This window comes from Streptomyces netropsis (assembly GCF_014203545.1).
GTDB classification, from domain to species: Bacteria; Actinomycetota; Actinomycetes; order Streptomycetales; family Streptomycetaceae; genus Streptomyces; species Streptomyces netropsis.
Genome location: NZ_JACHJG010000004.1, coordinates 113330 through 132306, shown reverse-complemented (window position 1 = coordinate 132306; position 18977 = coordinate 113330). Strand labels below are relative to the sequence as shown.

Genomic DNA, 18977 nt, shown 5'->3' with positions numbered 1-18977 from the left:
AGACCGAACTCGTCCGCACGGTCTACGACCGCCACGGCATCGACCCGGCGACCATCGACTACGTCGAAATGCACGGCACGGGCACGAAACTGGGCGACCCGATCGAGCTTTCCGCACTGGGCACCGTGTACGGCGAGTCGGGGGTCCCCGCGCGGTCCTGCGCCATCGGGTCGGTGAAGAGCAACATCGGGCACCCGTCCGAGGCCGCCGGGGTCGCGGGCGTGCACAAGGTGCTGCTGAGCATGCGCCACGGCACGCTGGCGCCGTCCCTCAACTTCGACTCGCCCAACGAGCACTTCGACTTCGAGAACTCGCCCTTCCGCGTCGTCACGGCCCCCGAGCCGTGGCAGACGCCGTCCGGTGCCCGGCCGCGGCGCGCCGCCGTCAGCTCGTTCGGGTTCAGCGGGACCAACGCCCATGTCGTACTGGAGGAGTACCGCACCGGGGCGAGCGGCTCCCCGGCCGCGTCCGGGCCCGTCGTCATCGCCCTGTCCGCCAGGACCGGGGAACAGTTGGACGACCTGGCCGAGAACCTGCTCGCGTTCGTCGAGGACGAGCCCCGGCCCGACCTGGCGCGCCTGGCGCACACGCTCCAGGTGGGCCGGGAGGCGATGGAGGAGCGACTGGCGTTCGTGGCGGGCTCCCCGACGGAGGTCGTGCGTGGGCTCAGGGCGCATCTGGACCGGGCGGCCGACGGCGGGCTCGTGCGCGGACGGGTGACGCCGGACCAGTCGGCCCGCCAGGAGGACGACGAGCAGCAGCAGGCGCTCGTGCGGACGTGGACCGCGGACAAGGACCTCCGGCGGCTCGCGGAGGCGTGGGTCGACGGCTGCGCCGTCGACTGGCCCGCGCTCCACGCGGGCCCCGCGCCGCTGCGCCTGCCGTTGCCGACGTACCCCTTCGCCAAGGAGCGGTACTGGGTCGAGCCGAAGCCGCGTGCGACGAGCACGTCGACCGCGGTGCTGCATCCGCTGGTGCACCGCAACACGTCCGGGTTCGCGGCGCAGCGCTACACCTCGACGTTCACCGGCGAGGAGGAGTTCCTCGCCGGCCACCGCGTGGGCGGCCGGAAGGTCCTGCCGGGCGCGGCCTACCTGGAGCTGGCGTTGGCGGCCGTGGCCGACGCCTCGGGAGCGACGCCGCCCACGGGGCTGGCGCTGACCGGCGTGGTCTGGTCCCGGCCCTTCCAGGTGGACGACCGTCCTCGCGATCTGCACATCACCCTGCGCCGGGACGACGCGCGGACCACGCACTTCGAGGTCTCCGCACCGGTGTCGGACGCCGACGGCGAGGCGACGGCACCGGTCGTCCACAGCGAGGGCTCGGTCGTCCCGCTCGCGGAAGACACGGTGGACCACATCGACCTCGCCCGGCTCCGCGGCGAGTGCGGCGCCCGTGAGCTGGACGCCGCGCAGGTCTACGCCGCGTTCGAGGCCGCGGGCATCGAGTACGGCGACTCGTTCCGCTGCATCGAACGCGTCTTCGTCGGCGACGGCCAGGCACTGGCACGTCTCGCGCTGCCCGCCGCCGTGCCGCGGATCCCGGACGGCTACCTGCTGTACCCGGGGCTCACGGACGCAGCCCTGCAGGCCGCCCTGGGAGTGCTGTGGAACACCGAGGGAACCTCGGGTCCCCTGCTGCCGTTCGCCGTGGAACGCGTCGAGCTGCTCGGTGCCCTGGAGCCCACCATGTGGGTCCGGGTCCGCGAGGACGCGGACGGGCGGTCCGACGGGTCTGTTCGCCGCCTGGATCTCGACATCTGCGACGACACGGGTCGCGTCCGCGTGCGGGTGAAGGGCTTCACGGTGCGGGCCGCGGTCGGCGGCGCGGCGGAGGAGCCGGGCGTCCTGCTGTTCCCGCGCTGGCAGAAGCACGAGCTGCCGGAACCCACGCGGAACACGGGTGGTCCGCACCACACGCTGGTCTGCGTGGAGCAGGGGGCCCTCGCGGACGCGATGGCCTCGGACCCCACGTGCGAGGTGCTGGTCCTCACCTCGCGGGCGACCACGGCTGACGGCCGTTACGCCGACTACGCGCTGCAGGTCTTCGAGAAGACGAAGACGATCCTGCGCGACAGGCCGCGGGCCGAGACGCTCGTGCAGCTCGTGGTGCCGGACCGGCCGGAAGCGGCGGCCCTGTCCGGCCTGGGCGCGTTGGTGTGGAGCGCACGCCAGGAGAACCCGGGGATCTCGGGGCAGGTCGTCATCGTGGACGACCACGACGACGTGGCCGCCCTGCGGGCACACCTCGCGGCCGAACGGCTGTGCCCCGAGGACGCGACGGTCCGGTACCGGGACGGGCGACGCGAAGTGGTCGTGTGGGACGAGGAACGCGCGGCGGACCGGCCCCGTTCCCCGTGGCGGACCGGAGGCGTCTACCTGATCACCGGTGGCCTCGGTGGCCTCGGGCGCATCTTCGCCGAGGAGATCGCCGGGCAGGTCGACGACGTCACCCTCGTGCTGACCGGTCGCTCTCCCGAGACCGAGCAGTCGCGCCGGTTCCTGGCGGCGCTGCGGGCGTCGGGGGCGCGGGTGTCCTACACGCGGCTCGACGTCACCGATCGGGCCGGCGTCGAGGCCCTGGTCGCCGCCACCCTGCGGGACGCGGGGCGCCTCGACGGCATCATCCACAGTGCCGGGGTGAGGGAGGACAACTTCATCCTCAAGAAGTCCGGCGAGGAGTTCACCCGCGTCCTGCCGCCCAAGGTGAGCGGCACGGTCAACCTGGACGAGGCGACCCGGGAGGTGGACCTCGACTTCTTCGTGATGTTCTCCTCCGGCGCCGCCGTGACCGGCAACATGGGCCAGGCCGACTACGCGACGGCGAACGCGTTCATGGACACCTACGCCGAGTACCGGCAGCATCTGGTGGCCCTCGGCGCGCGTCGCGGCCGCACGGTGTCCATCAACTGGTCGCTGTGGGCCGACGGCGGGATGCGTCCCGACGCCACCAGCGAGGAGATTCTCCGCGAGCGCTTCGGGATCACCCCGCTGCGCCGCGACGCGGGGCTCGAAGCCTTCGCGCGATGCCTGCGGACGAGCCACCACCAAGTGCTCGTCGTCGCGGGGGACGTGGCGGCCTTCCGAAGCGCCCTCAAGGCACAGCACCCGAGCGAGGACAAACGACCTATGAGCGCCGAGAGCAGGACGGCAACACCGACGCCGCAGGAGAACGACCTGGAACCGGCCGCGGTGAACTACATCAAGTCGCTGCTCGCGACGGCCCTGAAGGTGCCGTGGCAGCGCATCGAGGCCGACCTCCCGATGGAGCGCTACGGCATCGACTCCGTGATGGCGCTGACCATGACCGCCAGGCTGGAGGAGGTCTTCGGGCGCCTGCCGAAGACGCTCTTCTTCGAGTACCAGAACATCACGGCCCTGGCCGGGTACTTCCTCGCCGTGCACGAGGCCCGCTTGCGGGAGCTGCTGGGGGCCGACGCCACCACGGCCGCGACCGGGACGCCGGTACCCGAGCCGGGACCGCGGACGGCGGTCACCACGGCGCCCGCGGTCGCTTCGCCCGCGGCCGCTCCGGCGCCGGTCGGGTCGGCGGCGGTCGTGCCGCCCGCCGCCGACATCGCGATCATCGGGCTGGGCGGGCGCTACCCGCAGGCCGGCAACCTGCGCGAGTTCTGGCGCAACCTGTCCGAGGGCAGGGACAGCATCGTCGAGGTCCCCCGCGACCGTTGGGACCACAGCCTCTACCACGACACGGACGGCTCGAAGCCGGGCACGACGTACTGCAAGTGGGGCGGGTTCCTCGACGACATCGACCGGTTCGACCCCCAGTTCTTCAACATCTCGCCCCGCGAGGCGGAGGTGGTCGACCCCCAGGAGCGCCTGTTCCTGGAGTGCGTCTACGAGACGCTGCAGGACGCCGGGTACACGCGGCAGGCCCTGCGCGAGCACCGCTCGAACGGCGTCGACGGCAACGTCGGCCTGTTCGTGGGCGTGATGTACGACGAGTACCAGCTCTACGGGGTCGGCGGGCAGGGGCCGGACGCCGCCCAGGTGATACCGGGCAACTCGGCCTCGATCGCCAACCGCGTCTCGTACTTCTGCGACTGGCACGGGCCGAGCGTCGCGGTGAAGACGATGTGCTCGTCGTCGCTGACGGCACTGCACCTGGCGTGCCAGAGCCTGCGGCTCGGCGACTGCGAGGTGGCGGTCGCAGGTGGTGTCAACCTGTCGCTGCACCCCGCCAAGTACGTGCTGCTCGGGCAGACCGGGTTCGCGTCGAGCAGGGGGATGTGCGAGAGCTTCGGCAGCGGCGGTGACGGCTACGTGCCGGGAGAGGGCGTGGGCGCCGTGTTGCTCAAGCCGCTCGACCGGGCCATCGCCGACAACGACCGGATCTACGGTGTCATCAAGTCCACCGCGGTCAACCACGGGGGCAGGACCAACGGCTACACGGTCCCCAACCCCAACGCCCAGGCCGCCGCGATCGCGTCCGCCCTGGACAAGGCGGGTGTCGACGCCCGCACGGTGAGCTACGTCGAGGCGCACGGCACCGGGACCGAACTCGGCGACCCCATCGAGATCGCGGGCCTGACCAAGGCGTTCTCACGGGACACCGACGACCGCCAGTTCTGCGCGATCGGCTCGGTGAAGAGCAACATCGGGCACTGCGAGAGCGCGGCGGGAATCTCCGCGCTGACCAAGGTCCTGCTGCAGCTCCAGCACCGCAGGCTGGTGCCGTCGCTGCACGCGGAGGTGCTCAACCCGCACATCGACTTCGCCGAAACGCCCTTCCGGGTGCAGCGCGAGTCCGCGGAGTGGAAGCGGCCGACGGTCACCACGGCCGACGGCGAGGCGCGGGAGTACCCGCGCATCGCGGGCATCTCGTCGTTCGGCGCGGGCGGCTCGAACGCGCACGTCATCGTGTCGGAGTACGTCCCGGCGGACACGACCGCCCCGGAACCGGTGGCGGACCCGCTGTCGTCCGTCGTGGTCGTGTCCGCAAGGACCGCCGAACAGCTGCGGGAGTACGCCCAGCGGCTGCTCGACTGGGCGGAGGAGGAACGGATCACCGACGCCGACCTGCCCGACATCGCGTTCACGTTGCAGGCGGGGCGTGAGCACATGGACGAGCGGCTGGCGTTCCTCGCCGGGTCCGTGCCGGAGTTCCTCGCCGGGCTGCGCGCCCACGTCGAGGGCGGCGAGGCCGCCGGGTTGTACCGGGGCAAGGCCCAGCGCTCGACGGCCGCCGTGTCGTCGCTGTTCGAGGACGAGGACCTGACCGGTGTCGTCGACGCCTGGCTCCGCAAGCGCAAGCTCGGCAAGCTCCTGGAGCTGTGGGTCAGCGGGCTGAGCCTCGACTGGCGCAGCTGCTACACGACCCTGCCGCGCCGCGTCGCGCTGCCGACCTACCCCTTCGCACGCAAGCGGTCCTGGGCCCCGGGGAGCACCCGTCCGGAGAGCACGGTGGAGACCCCGCCGCGTGCGGTGCAGAAGCCTTCCGCGGTGGCGAAGTCTTCTGCGGTGGCGAAGTCTTCTGCGGTAGCGGAGGAAGCACCGAAGGAGAAGGCGGCCGAGCCGGCCCGCACCTCGCCGTCGGTCGGCGCGGCCGTGACGTCGAAGCCACGGGGCATCGGCCTCGCACCGCTCAGCAGTGCGGTGCGGACCCCCAAGACGGTCGAGGTGCAAGCGCCCGCGCGGCGTTCCGTGCCGTCCGTGACCCTCACCGCCGCGGACGCGGTCCCCGAAAGGACCACCGAACGCGCCCCGGCCCGACCGGTGGCTCCGGTCGCGGGCCCGGACGAGGAGACGCTCGTCGCGGAGCTGACCACGCTCCTCGCCCAGGCCCTGTACCTGGACGAGGAGGAGGTCGACCCGGAGGCGAACTTCACCGACCTCGGCCTGGACTCCATCGTCGGCGTGGAGTGGATCAAGGCCATCAACAAGCAGTACGGTGTTGCCCTGCAGGCCACCAAGCTCTACGACACACCCACCGTCACCGGGCTGGCCGCCCACCTCAAGGCCTTGCTGCCCACCGCTCAGGAGCGGCCGCAGGTCCGGGTCGAGCCGCCCGCGGACACGACGGCGGACGACGACGTCGAGGAGCCGGTCGCGGTCGTCGACGAGGGGGAACCCGTCCTCGATGAGGACCAGGTGCAGGCCGAACTCCTGGACAGTCTCGCCGACGCCCTGTACCTGTCGGTGGACGAGCTGGACCTGGACCGCAACTTCACCGAATTCGGGCTGGATTCGATCGTCGGCGTGGAGTGGATCAAGGCGATCAACAAGCGGTACGGCATTGCCCTGCAGGCCACCAAGCTCTACGACCACCCGTCCGTCCAGGAACTCGCCGCCCGCGTCGTCGCGGAGGCCGGAAAGACGGGTGCCCCCGGGCAGCCCCGCGGGCTGACGACCCCTGTCGCCGCCCCCGCTCAGGCCCCCGTGCCCGTTCAGGCTCCGGTGCCCGTTCAGGCTCCCGCCCCCGCTCAGGCCCCCGTGCGTGAGCCGGCCCCCGTGCCCGCTCAGGCCCCCGTGCGCGAGTTGGTGGTGGAGCCGGAACCCGTGGTGGCCCCGGCGGCGGCGCGGACCCGCTCCGCCGCCCCTGCTGACGCGATCGCCGTCGTGGGCATGGCGGGCAAGTACCCGCTCGCCGACAACCTGGACGACTACTGGGACAACCTGGCGAACGGGCGCGACTGCGTTCGGGAGATCCCGGAATCCCGGTGGGACGTCGCCCAGTACTACGACCCGCGGCCGAACCAGCCCGGCAAGGTCTACTGCAAGTGGATGGGGCTGCTCGACGACGTCGACGTCTTCGACCCGCTGTTCTTCGGCATCCCGCCGGCGGAGGCCGAGGCGATGGACCCGCAGCAGCGCCTCTTCCTGCAGGAGGCGTACCACGCGTTCGAGGACGCGGGGTACGACGTCCAGGCGCTGAGCGGGCAGAAGTGCGGCGTCTACCTGGGGATCATGAGCAACGAGTACGGCGCGCTCATGCGGGAGCAGGGCGGCGACGCGAGTTCGGCCACCAGCAACAGCAACGCCATCTCGGCCGCGCGCATCGCCTACATCCTCAACCTCAAGGGCCCGGCGATCGCCCTCGACACGGCCTGCTCGTCCTCGCTCGTCGGTACCCACCTCGCGACCCAGGCACTGCGCGCCGGCGAGATCGACATGGCGCTGGTGGGCGGAGTCACCCTCTACCTGACCGCGGAGTCCTACATCAGCATGTGCGGTGCGGGGATGTTGGCGCCGGACGGCAAGTGCAAGACCTTCGACAACGCCGCCGACGGGTTCGTGCCGGGCGAGGGCGTGGGCGCGCTCGTCCTCAAGCGGCTCGCGGACGCCGAGCGCGACGGGGACACCATCCACGGCATCATCAAGGGCTCCGGCATCAACCAGGACGGGCGGACCAACGGCATCACCGCGCCGAACGCCGCCAGCCAGCGGGAACTCCAGGCCGACGTGTACGAGCGGTACGGCGTGGACCCCGGCGGCATCAGCTACGTCGAGATGCACGGAACGGGCACCAAGCTCGGCGACCCCATCGAACTGGAGGCCCTGGCCTCGGTGTACCGGGAGAGGACCGACAAGGTCGGCTACTGCGCCATCGGTTCGGTCAAGAGCAACGTGGGGCACACGTCGGCGGCCGCGGGCGTGGCCGCCGTCCAGAAGACGCTGCTCTGCATGAAGAACAAGCAACTCGTCCCGACGCTGCACTTCGACACCCCCAACGAGCACTTCGACTTCGACAACTCGCCGTTCTACGTCAACACCGAGTTGGCGCCGTGGAAGGTGGGTCCTGGTGAGACCCGTCGCGCGGCCGTGAGTTCCTTCGGCTTCAGCGGCACGAACGCCCACCTCGTGCTGGAGGAGTACGACAGCGGTGACGAGGACACCGAGCCGGTGGCGACCGCCGGGACCTCGGTCTTCGTCCTGTCGGCGAAGGGCGAGGAACAGCTCAGGACCGTCGCCGAGCGGATCAAGGACCACGTCGAAGCGCACCCGTCCGCGCACCTGCGGAACCTGGCGTACTCACTCCAGACAGGGCGTGAACCGATGACGTGGCGGCTGGCCTTCGTCGCCGCGACGCGCGGGGAGTTCATGGAGAAGGTGACGCGGTACCTCGACGGTGGCCCGGCGGACGGCCTGTTCACCGGACGGGTCAAGTCCCGCCGGGGCAAGGACGCGGCCGCCGCGGGGAAGCAGCCGATCGTCCCCGCAGGCGGTGTCCTGACCACTGCGGAGGGCGAGGAACTCGCCGACCGCTGGGTCCGGGGCACTTCGGTCGACTGGACCCTCCTCTACCCGCAGGGCAACCCTCGCCGCGTACCGCTGCCCGCCTACCCCTTCGCGCGTGAGCGCTACTGGCTCGGCCTGCCTGCCGAGGCCCCCGCTGCCGCTCCTGCGGTGAAGCCCGTGGCCGAGGACACGACTTCGGACACGGCCTCGGACGCGACCTCGGGCACGACCTCGGGGGGCACGAACGTCCTGCTGAAGCCCGTCTGGGACGCGGTTCCCAGGCCCGAACCGGTGACCACGACCCTCCCGGCCGGCCGGGTCGTCGTGATCGGCGGGCACGGGCAGTGGGAGCGGATCCGCGCCGGTCTTCCCGGCGCCGAGCGGTTCCCGGTCGGCGAGGCCGACACCGTGGAGACGCTTGCGGAACGGCTCCTGGCACAGGACGGCCCGATCGACCACATCATCTGGGCCCCGGCCCCGGCCCCGGCCGAGGCCGCGGGAGGAGTCGACGACGCACTGGTCGAGGCGCAGGAAGGCGGCCTCTACGCGTGCTTCCGTACGCTGAAGGCGTTGCTGCGCTCGGGGTACGGCAAGCGCCCGCTCGAGGTGACCGTCCTGACGGAACGCAGCCAGCGGGCGCGGCGGGGCGACCACGTGGACCCGACCCACTCCGGTGTGCACGGCCTGATGGGTTCCGTGGCCAAGGAGTACCCCGGCTGGAACGTCCGCCTGGTCGACCTCGAGGACGGGAACGACCTGCCGCTGGCGGAGATCACGGCTCTGCCCCAGGTCGAGCGCGGCAGCATCTGGGCGCACCGCCGGAAGCGTTGGTACCTGCAGACACTCGTCCCGATGCAGAGCACGCCCCAGGAGTCCACGGGGCGTCCGGTGTACCGCCAAGGAGGCACCTACGTCGTGATCGGCGGTGCCGGTGGTATCGGCGAGGCGTGGACGGAACACCTGATCCGCACCTACGGCGCCCACGTCGTCTGGATCGGCAGGCGGGAGGAGGACGCCTCGATCCGGGGAAAGCTGAACAGGCTGGGGGAGTTGGGCCCCATGCCCAGCTACGTGCGGGCCGACGCGGCCGATCGGCAGTCGCTGCAGCGCGCCTACGAGCACATCAAGCGGAACCACGCGGTTGTCCACGGTGTGGTCCACTCCGCGATCGTCCTCCTGGACCAGAGCATCGAGCGGATGGACGAGGAACGCTTCCGCGCGGCCGTCACGGCCAAGATCGACGTCAGCGTGCGGATGGCGCAGGTGTTCGGGGGTGAGCCTCTGGACTTCATGCTGTTCTTCTCCTCGATGAACTCGTTCATGAAGGCGCCCGGACAGAGCAACTACGTTGCGGGCTCGGTGTTCGCGGACTCCTACGCCCACAGCCTGGCCGGGACCGCGTCGATCCCTGCCAAGATCATGAACTGGGGCTACTGGGGTAGTGTCGGCGTCGTCGCCACCCCCGAGCACCAAGAGCGCATGGGCAGGGCAGGAGCGGGCTCGATCGCGCCCGCCGACGGCATGTCCGCTCTCGACGTTCTTCTCGGCGGGGCATTCGACCAACTCGGCTTGGTCAAGGACAAGGGGGGTATCGCGTAAATGTGGGGCATAACCCGCAACGAGACCATCACCACGGCCCGGACCGGCGCCCCGGTGCCACTGTCCCGGCTGTGCCGGGACATCGCGGCCGGCGCGGAGGTCCACCTCACCGCGGCCCCCGGGGACGCGGACGCGCTCATCGACGAGGACCTGCTGAGCAGGATCCTGCTCGGCCAGTTGCGCAGCGCCGGGTTGTTCGCGGGCAGCGGTGGTCCCACGGTCGACGAGGCGATCGCCGGGCTCCCCGTCGGTGAGGAGTTGCGCCGCTGGGCCCGCGAATCGGTGCGACAGCTTCTGACGCGCGGTCACCTCCACGGCGACCCGGCCCACCCGAGCCCGAGCGGTGCGGAGAACAGCCGTGATCTGTGGGCGGAGTGGGAGGCGCGGAGCGCGCGTTGGGCCCGCGACGCGGACCTGCGCGCTCAGGTCGTGCTCCTCGACACCACGCTCCGGGCACTGCCGCGGATCCTCACCGGTGCCGTCCCCGCCACCGATGTCCTGTTCCCCAACTCCTCGCTGGAGCTGGTCGAGGGAATCTACAAGGGCAACCCCGTCACGGACGTCTTCAACGGTGTCCTGGCCGACACCGCGGCCGCTGTCGTGCGCGCCATCGTGCACAGCGACCAGCAGGCCCGGATCAGGATCCTCGAGATCGGTGCGGGCACGGGCGGTGGCAGCCTGAAGGTCTTCCAACGCCTGGAGCCGTTCGCGTCCCACGTGGAGACCTACTGCTACACCGACTTGTCGCGGTCGTTCCTCATGCACGCCGAGCAGGAGTACGGACCGAGCTACCCGTACCTGGACTACCGCCTGCTCGACATCGAGAAGCCGCTGGCCGCCCAGGGCGTCGAGCTCGGCAGCTTCGACCTCGTGCTGGCCACGAACGTCCTGCACGCCACGAGGGACATCCGCAGGACGCTGCGCAACGCCAAGGCGGCGCTCAAGGAGAACGGCGTCCTGCTCGCCAACGAGATCTCGGCGAACTCGCTGTTCACCCACCTGACGTTCGGTCTGCTGACGGGGTGGTGGCTGTACGAGGACGCCGAGTTGCGCCTCCCGGGCTGCCCGGGCCTGTCCCCGCAGTCCTGGTCGGAGGTGCTCGAGGACGAGGGCTTCGACCCCGTGTCGTTCCCGGCGGAGGGTCTGCACGACCTGGGGTACCAGATCCTCGCCGCGCAGAGCGACGGTCTGATCCGGCAGGAGGCCGAGCAGGAAACCGGCGCCCAGCAGGATGACAGCAGCCTTCAGGCCGCCGGAGCGGCGCGACCCGCGCCGCGGCGGGAGAGCCCCGCGCGGGGGGCGTCGGTATCCGACGACGCGCTGGAGCAGCACGTCGAGGACGTCGTCTTCGACCAGCTCGCACAGGCCCTCAAGGTCGACAGGACCCGGATCGACGCCGACGACGCCTTCATGGACTACGGCGTCGACTCCATCATCGGCGTCCGGCTGATCCACGAGATCAACGAGCGGCTCGGCGTCGACCTCACCACCACCGACCTGTTCGACCACCCCTCGGTCCGGCAGCTGACGGGGTACATCCTCGACGAGCACCGGGCGCAGGCCGCCGCCTCGCTGCCCGCCGGGCCGACGACCGCCACCCTTGAGCCCGAGACGCTCCCGTCGGAGCCCGCACCGGTCGGCGCGGACTCCCTCGGCGCGGACTCCGTCGGTGTGGCTCCGGTCGGTGCCGTCCCTGCGGACGCCGTGCGGGCGGCCGCCGGGGACCGGGAACCGATCGCGATCATCGGCATGAGCGGCAGGTTCGGCGGCTCGCCGGACGTCGAGGCGCTGTGGGAACACCTGGTGCGGGGTGACGACCTCGTCGAGGAGGTCACCCGCTGGAAGCTGCCGGACCCGCCCGCGGGCGCCCCGGAGTGCAGGCACGGCAGCTTCATCGACGACCACGACCGGTTCGACCCGGCGTTCTTCAACCTCTCCGGGGTCGAGGCCGCCTACATGGACCCCCAGCAGCGTGTGTTCCTCGAAGAGGCGTGGAAGGCCCTGGAGGACGCGGGCCACGCCGGGTCCGCCACCCGGGGCAAGCGCTGCGGGGTGTACGTCGGCTGCCAGGAGAGCGGGTACACTGCGCTCTTCGGCGACGAGGTCCCGGCGCCGGCCATGTGGGGCAACGCGCTTTCGGCCCTGCCCGCGCGCATCTCCTACCACCTCGACCTCCAGGGCCCGGCGGTCGCCGTGGACACCGCGTGCTCCAGCTCGCTGGTCGCCATCCACCTCGCCTGCCAGGGACTTTGGGGCGGCGAGACCGAGATGGCGCTGGCGGGTGGGGTCTCCGTCCAGTGCACGCCGCAGTTCTACCGGCTCGCAGGACGGGCGGGGATGCTCTCCCCGAGCGGTCGCTGCCACACCTTCGACGACCGCGCCGACGGCTTCGTGCCGGGCGAGGGCGTCGGGGTGGTCGTCCTCAAGAGGCTCAGCGACGCCCTCGCGGACGGGGACCACATCCACGGCGTCATCAGCGGTTCCGGGATCAACCAGGACGGTGCGTCCAACGGCATCACCGCGCCGAGCGCCAAGTCCCAGGAACGCCTGGAGACGTCCGTCTACGACGCGTTCGGGATCGACCCCGAGGGCATCCAGCTGGTCGAGGCGCACGGCACGGGCACCAAGCTCGGCGACCCCATCGAGTACCACGCGCTGAAGCGGGCCTTCGGCCGCTACACCGACCGACGGGAGTTCTGCGCGCTGGGCTCCGTCAAGTCCAACCTCGGGCACACCACCACCGCCGCCGGCGTCGCCGGGGTCCTCAAGATCCTGCTCTCGCTGCGGCACCGGCGCATCCCGCCCTCGATCAACTTCGAAGTGGGCAACTCCCACATCGACTTCACCGACAGCCCCTTCTACGTCAACACGGTGGACCGCCCCTGGGAGGCGGGCACGGACGGGAAGCGCCGTGCCGCCGTCAGCTCGTTCGGCGTCAGCGGGACCAACGCCCACATGGTGATCGAAGAGGCACCGCACCGCGCCCACCGCCCGGGCGGGTACCCGGCCCACCTCCTCACGTTGTCCGCGGACACCGCGGAGCAGCTGCGCGAGCAGGCCGAACGGCTGGTCGCACACTGCGTGGCGCACCCCGGGCTCGACCTGGGCGACGTGAGCTTCACCCTGCTGCTCGGGCGCAAGCACCTCCCGCACCGCCTGGCCTGCGTGGCGCGCGGCCAGGACGAGGTCGTCCACGCGCTGCGGCAGTGGCTGGCCACCGGAGCGAGCCCGCACGTGCACGTCGGCGAGCCCGCCCAGCGGGGGCAGGGCGAGCGGGCCTCGCTGAAGGGCTACGGCAACGACTGCATCCACCGGTCGGTGTCGGCCACCGACGCCGCACCCCGTACCGAACTGCTGTCGACGGTCGCGGACCTCTACGCGCAGGGGTACGACCTCGACTACGCGGGGCTGTTCGCCGGGCAGCGGCCCCTGCGCGTGCCGCTGCCGACCTACCCGTTCGCGCGTGACCGCTACTGGGTGCCCACGGCACAGCGCTCGGCGGCGGCGCTCGAACCGACGTCGTCGGCACCGCATCCGCTGCTGCACGTCAACGCCTCGACCTTCCGCTCGCAGCGCTACGAGTCCACGTTCACCGGCCGCGAGTACTTCCTCACCGACCACGTGGTGAAGGGACAGAAGGTCCTGCCGGGCGTCGCCTGCCTGGAGATGGCCAGGGCGGCCGCCGAACTGGCCGAGCCGGATCACACGTCGGGGATCACGCTGCGCAACGTCGTGTGGGCGCGCCCCGTGGTGGTCGGCGGGAACCCGGTGGCGCTCGCCACGACGCTCACCCCCGGCCACCAGGACGAGATCAACTTCGCGATCACCGGCGCGGACGCCGTCGTGCACAGCCAAGGACAGGTGATCCGGAAGTCCGGCACCCCGGCCACGCTCGACGTCGAGCGCGTCAGGGCCGCGTGCGACCGCGCCGAACTCGACGCCGCGCAGCTGTACCCGCTGTACGAGCGCATCGGCTTCGAGTACGGCCCCGCGCACCGCGGTGTCGAGCGCCTGCACATCGGCCGGGACGAGGTCCTGGTGCGGCTGTCGCAGCCCGGCTCGGTGCGCGACACCCTGGACGCGTTCGTGCTGCACCCCAGCCTGCTCGACTCGATGCTGCAGGGTTCCCTGGGCATGGGGGCGGCGTCCGCACCGGAGTCCGCCCTGGACGTCTCCGGGATGAAACCGTCGCTTCCGTTCGCCCTGGACGAGCTGGAGATCCTCGGCCCGTGCACGGAGGACATGTGGGCGTGGATCCGCTACAGCCCGGGCACGGCGAAGGACGGCAAGGTCTTCAAGCTCGACATCGACCTCTGCGACGAGCAGGGCTCGGTGCGCGCCCGCGTGAAGGGCATTTCCTACCGCGTTCTGAACGAGGAACCCGGCGACACGTGCGTCACCTTCCTCCCCGTGTGGGAGAGGACAGCGCAGGTCGCCGCGGAGACGGAGCCCGCGCGGAACATCGTGCTGCTGTGCGACATGCCCGAGCTGGCCGACGCGTTCGAGGCCCGGTGCCCGTCCGCCCGGGTCCTGCGCCTGACCTCCGCCGGGGCCGGGACGGCGGAGCGGTTCACCGAGTACGTCGTCACGGCGCTCGACCACGTCCAGCGCATCCTGCCCGGCTCGGCGCGGCAGCCCGTGCTGGTGCAGCTCGTCGTCCCGGAGGACGGTGACCCGGCACTGGCGCTGGGCCTGCTCGGACTGCTGAAGTCCGCGCGGGCGGAGGACCCCGCCCTGCTGGTCCAGGCCGTGCTCGTCGACGCGGGCGACAGCACCGACCGCCTGGTTTCCCAGGTGGTCGCGGGCAGCCGCGCCAACGGCGACTGCGTCCGCTTCCGCGGCGGCGAGGCCGAGGCGCTGACCTGGGCCGAGCACAAGGCGCCGCCGGAGCAGCGGGTCCCGTGGAAGAACGGCGGTGTCTACCTGGTCACGGGCGGGCTCGGCGGCATCGGCACGCTCGTCGCGGCGGACATGGTCGCCGAGGTCGGGAACGTCACCATCGTCCTGGCGGGCCGGTCACGGCTGCGCCCGGAGCAGGAAGCGCTCCTCGCGCAGTGGCGCGGGCAGGGGGCGGACGTGCGCCACGCCCGCGTCGACGTCAGCGACGCCGCGGCGGTCAAGGCCCTGATCGACGGCATCGTCCGGGACCACGGCACCCTGCACGGTGTCATCCACGGCGCCGGGGTCGTCAAGGACAACTTCGTCGGTCGGAAGACGCCGCAGGAGTGCCGCGAGGTGCTCGCGCCGAAGGTGGCGGGCGTGGTGAACCTGGACGAGGCCAGCAAGGACCTGCCGCTGGACTTCTTCGTCACGTTCTCCGCCGCGGCCGGGGTGTTCGGCAACACCGGGCAGGCCGACTACGCCGCCGCCAACGCCTTCCTGGACGCCTACGCCCACCACCGGCGCGGCCTCGTGCAGCAGGGCCTGCGGTCGGGTGCAGGCGTGTCCGTCGACTGGCCGTTGTGGGCCGAGGGCGGGATGCGCGTCGACGAGCACACCGAGTCGGTGATGCGCGAGCGGCTGGGCATGACGCCCATGCCGACCGCGATGGGCATCCAGGCGCTCTACGCGGCCCTCGACGCCGCCCACACCCAGGTCCTGGTCATCGCGGGCGACGCCACGAGGATCAGGCAGACGGTGCTGGGCGAGGACCCACGGCCGGAGCAGCGGGTACCCGCCCTCCCGGCCGCGAGCCGCCCTCACGCCGCCACCGATCGCGGGGCCACCGACCGCGGAGCCGCTCACCCCAAGGTCGTCGGGTACCTGCGCACCGTCATCTCGGAGGCCATCCAGGTCCCGGCGCACCGCCTCGACGCGGCCACGCCCTTCGAGCGGTACGGCATCGACTCGGTGCTGGCGCTGACCATCACCAACCGGCTGGAAGCCGACTTCGGCTCGCTGCCCAAGACGCTGCTGTTCGAGCACCAGTGCATCGACGACCTCGGCCGGTACTTCCTCGGCGCGCAGGCGGACGCGCTGGAGTCGGTCCTGGGCATCGGTGCCGGACCGGAGCAGCCGGCTGCCGCACCGCCGGCGCAGGCGCAGGCGTACACCGCGCCCGAACCCCTCGTACGACCGGCCGAACCCCGCGAGGAGGAGGCGATCGCGGTCATCGGTCTTGCGGGCCGCTACCCCGGGGCCGCAGACCTGGACGAGCTGTGGGAGAACCTGGTCACCGCCCGCGACGGCGTCACGGAGGTGCCCGCGGACCGCTGGGACGACGAGCGGGTCGCCGGCGAGCCGGGCGACGTCCCCCGCTGGGGCGGCTTCCTCGACTCCGTCGCCGACTTCGACGCGCTGCTCTTCAACGTCGCGCCCAGCGAGGCAGCGATCATGGACCCGCAGACCCGGCTGTTCCTCGAGTGCGTGTGGACCCTGCTGGAAAGCTCCGGGTACACACGGGAGAGGCTGCGGGCCAGGCACGGCGGCCGGGTCGGGGTCTACGTCGGCACCATGTACCAGCAGTACCAACTGCTGTCGTCCGACGTCGTCCACGAGTCCATCACGTCGGTGGTGTCCGGCAGCGCCGTCGCCAACCGGGTCTCGCACTTCTTCGACCTCCGAGGGCCGAGCATGGCGGTCGACACCACGTGCTCCTCGTCGCTGGTGGCCATCCACATGGCGTGCGAGGAACTGCGCCGGGGCGGCAGCGAGCTGATGATCGTGGGCGGGGTCAACCTCTCGCTCCACCCCAAGAAGTACCTGGGGCTGCGCATGACGGGTCTGATGGGCAGCGACCCGGACAGCAGGGCGTTCCTCGACGGCGACGGGTTCGTCCCCGCGGAAGGCGTCGGCGCCGTCCTGCTCAAGCCCCTCTCCCGTGCCGTCAGCGACGGGGACGAGGTCCTGGCGGTCATCAGATCGAGCGCGGTGAACCACAAGGGCCGCACCAACGGCCCCATGGTGCCCAGCGTCGAGCAGCAGGAAGAGCTGGTGGAGGAGAACCTGCGCAGGGCAGGAGTGCACCCACGCACCGTCAGCTACGTCGAGGCATCCTCCAACGGCTCACAGCTGGGCGACGCCATCGAGTTCGCGGCGCTCAGGAACGTCTTCGGCAGGCACACGCCGGACGAGGGGTTCTGCGCCCTGGGGACGGTCAAGTCCACGCTCGGCAACCTCGAAGCGGCGTCGGGCGTCGCCCAACTCAGCAAGGTCGCCCTGCAGATGCGGCACGGCAAGCTCACCCCGCCGCTACGGCGCGGCAGGCTCAACCCCGGCCTGGAGCTCGACGGGACCGCGTTCTACCTTCCGGAGCAGGCCACGCCGTGGGACCGGCCCGTGGTCGAGATCGACGGGGTGGAACGGCAGTATCCGAGGCGCGCGACCATCAGCGCCTTCGGGGCGGGCGGGTCCAACGCGCACCTGGTCGTCGAGGAGTACCTCCCCGCAGCCGACGGGCGGGTGCCCGCCGAGGACGCTCCGGCGCCGCGGATCGTGGTCCTCTCGGCCCGCACCGCGGCACGGCTGCGGATCCACGCCCGCCGGGTGCTGGAGTTCGTGAGGACGCACGACGGAGTGTCCCTCGCCGATCTCGCGTACACGCTCCAGAGCGGACGGGAGGCGATGGAACACCGGCTGGCCCTGGTCGCCGAGCACATGAAGCAACTCGTCGAGGGTCTGGAGCACTACCTGCGGGACGAGGTGGCGGAGCCGGCCCCGATCCCGCTCTTCACCGGCGACACCAGGCGCGACGGAGCGGACGTCGGCGCGCTGCTGACCGGATCGGCCGGTGACGCGCTCCTCCGGCAGCTCATCGCCGAGAACCGGCCGGAGGACGTCGCCCTGTTCTGGGCGCGGGGAGGAGAGGTGTCCTGGGACCGCGTCCAGGGCGCGGGCGAGGTCCGCAGGGTGGTGTCGGCGCTGCCCACCTACCCCTTCGACAGGCAGCGGCACTGGGTCAACCCCGGCCGGTCGGACGGGCCCGCGGCCCTGGCGCCGCGCACGGACACCCCGGAACCGGCGCCGCGGCCCGCACCGGACGGGATCGCGGCCCACGTCGCCGACCTGCTCGGCCTACCCGCCGCGGACCTCGACCTCGACACGCCGCTGGAAGACCTCGGCTTCAGCTCCATCCTGGCGACCCAACTGCTGCAACGCATCCAGCGGTTCGCCCCCGCGGCGAGCCTGCGGGAGCTGGCCGAGTGCCGGACGTCGCGGGACCTGGTGCGCAGGTTCGAGACCGCGCCCCGCTCGGGTTCCGAGGAACCGGACGGGATGCCGGAGGTCGTGCACCTCAACGGGAGCAGCCGGGGCAGGCCGGTCTTCTGGTTCCACGGCGGCCTCGGCGGCGTCGAGGCGTACGGCGCTGTCGCCGACAGTGTCGAGCGCCCCTTCTACGGCATCCAGGCCCGGGGCTGGATGACCGACAGCGAACCGTTGACGGGCATCCGCGCGATGGCGGCCCACTACGCCGCCATCATCCGGACCGTCCAGCCGGAGGGCCCGTACGACCTGGGCGGGTACTCGCTCGGCGGCATGCTGGCCTACGAGGTCGCGCGGCAGTTGCAGGAAGCGGATTGCGACGTCGAGACGATCACCATGCTGGACACGATGTACGGCGACGAGGTCAAGGCCAGGACCATGTCGCGCAAGGACATGGTCCTGCAGCAGGTGAACGCGCTGCTGCAGGCCGGGGCCAGGCCCGCGGACGCGGACGCGCCCGCGCCGTTCATCGCGGGCTACGAGGTGGACCTGAGCCGCGACGCCGACGACCTGCTGGACGAGCTGCTCCCGCTCGCCCGGCAGCGGGGGCTGATCGGGCCGGCGGAGGCGGTGCGCGAACGCATCGAGCAGAACATCCGCGTCCTGGAGGCGTACCAGGTGCTGGACTACGAGGTGCAGCCGCTGCCCCGCCCCGAGTCGGTGACATGCTTCTACTTCCGCAACAGCAGTGGTCTCTTCTACGGTGAGCTCGAGCCGGTGCTGTCGACCCAGGACGACGGCAAGGCGTTGGACCACGTCGACTACTGGGGGGAATGGGAGAGGCGGATCCCCGAGTTCCACCGGACCGATGTCGACTCGTCCAACCACTTCCTGATGCTCAGCGACGAGCCTTCGCTGTCAGCCATCCGCGCCTTCTGCAAGGTGTTCTACTCCAGCGGCCGGGAGAAGAACCGGATCACGAACGCCAAGAAGTGGGTGGGTCGTCGCCGCGCCAAGCGGCCGAACCCGACCCGGTGA

Annotated in this window: 2 protein-coding genes (1 of these 2 cut by a window edge); both read left to right on the top strand. The window is 71.5% G+C overall.

All coding sequences use genetic code 11. The annotated features are described in order from the left end of the window. Positions 1 to 9797: the 3' portion of an SDR family NAD(P)-dependent oxidoreductase gene (locus FHS38_RS11930; protein ID WP_184733513.1), read on the top strand. Its footprint begins 7837 nt before the window's first position; the window shows 9797 of its 17634 coding nt (coding positions 7838-17634); its start codon lies off the left edge, out of view; it ends in the stop codon at positions 9795 to 9797. Further along, on the top strand, positions 9798 to 18977 hold the full coding sequence (locus FHS38_RS11925; RefSeq protein WP_184733512.1) for an SDR family NAD(P)-dependent oxidoreductase: 9180 nt from the start codon (positions 9798 to 9800) through the stop codon (positions 18975 to 18977).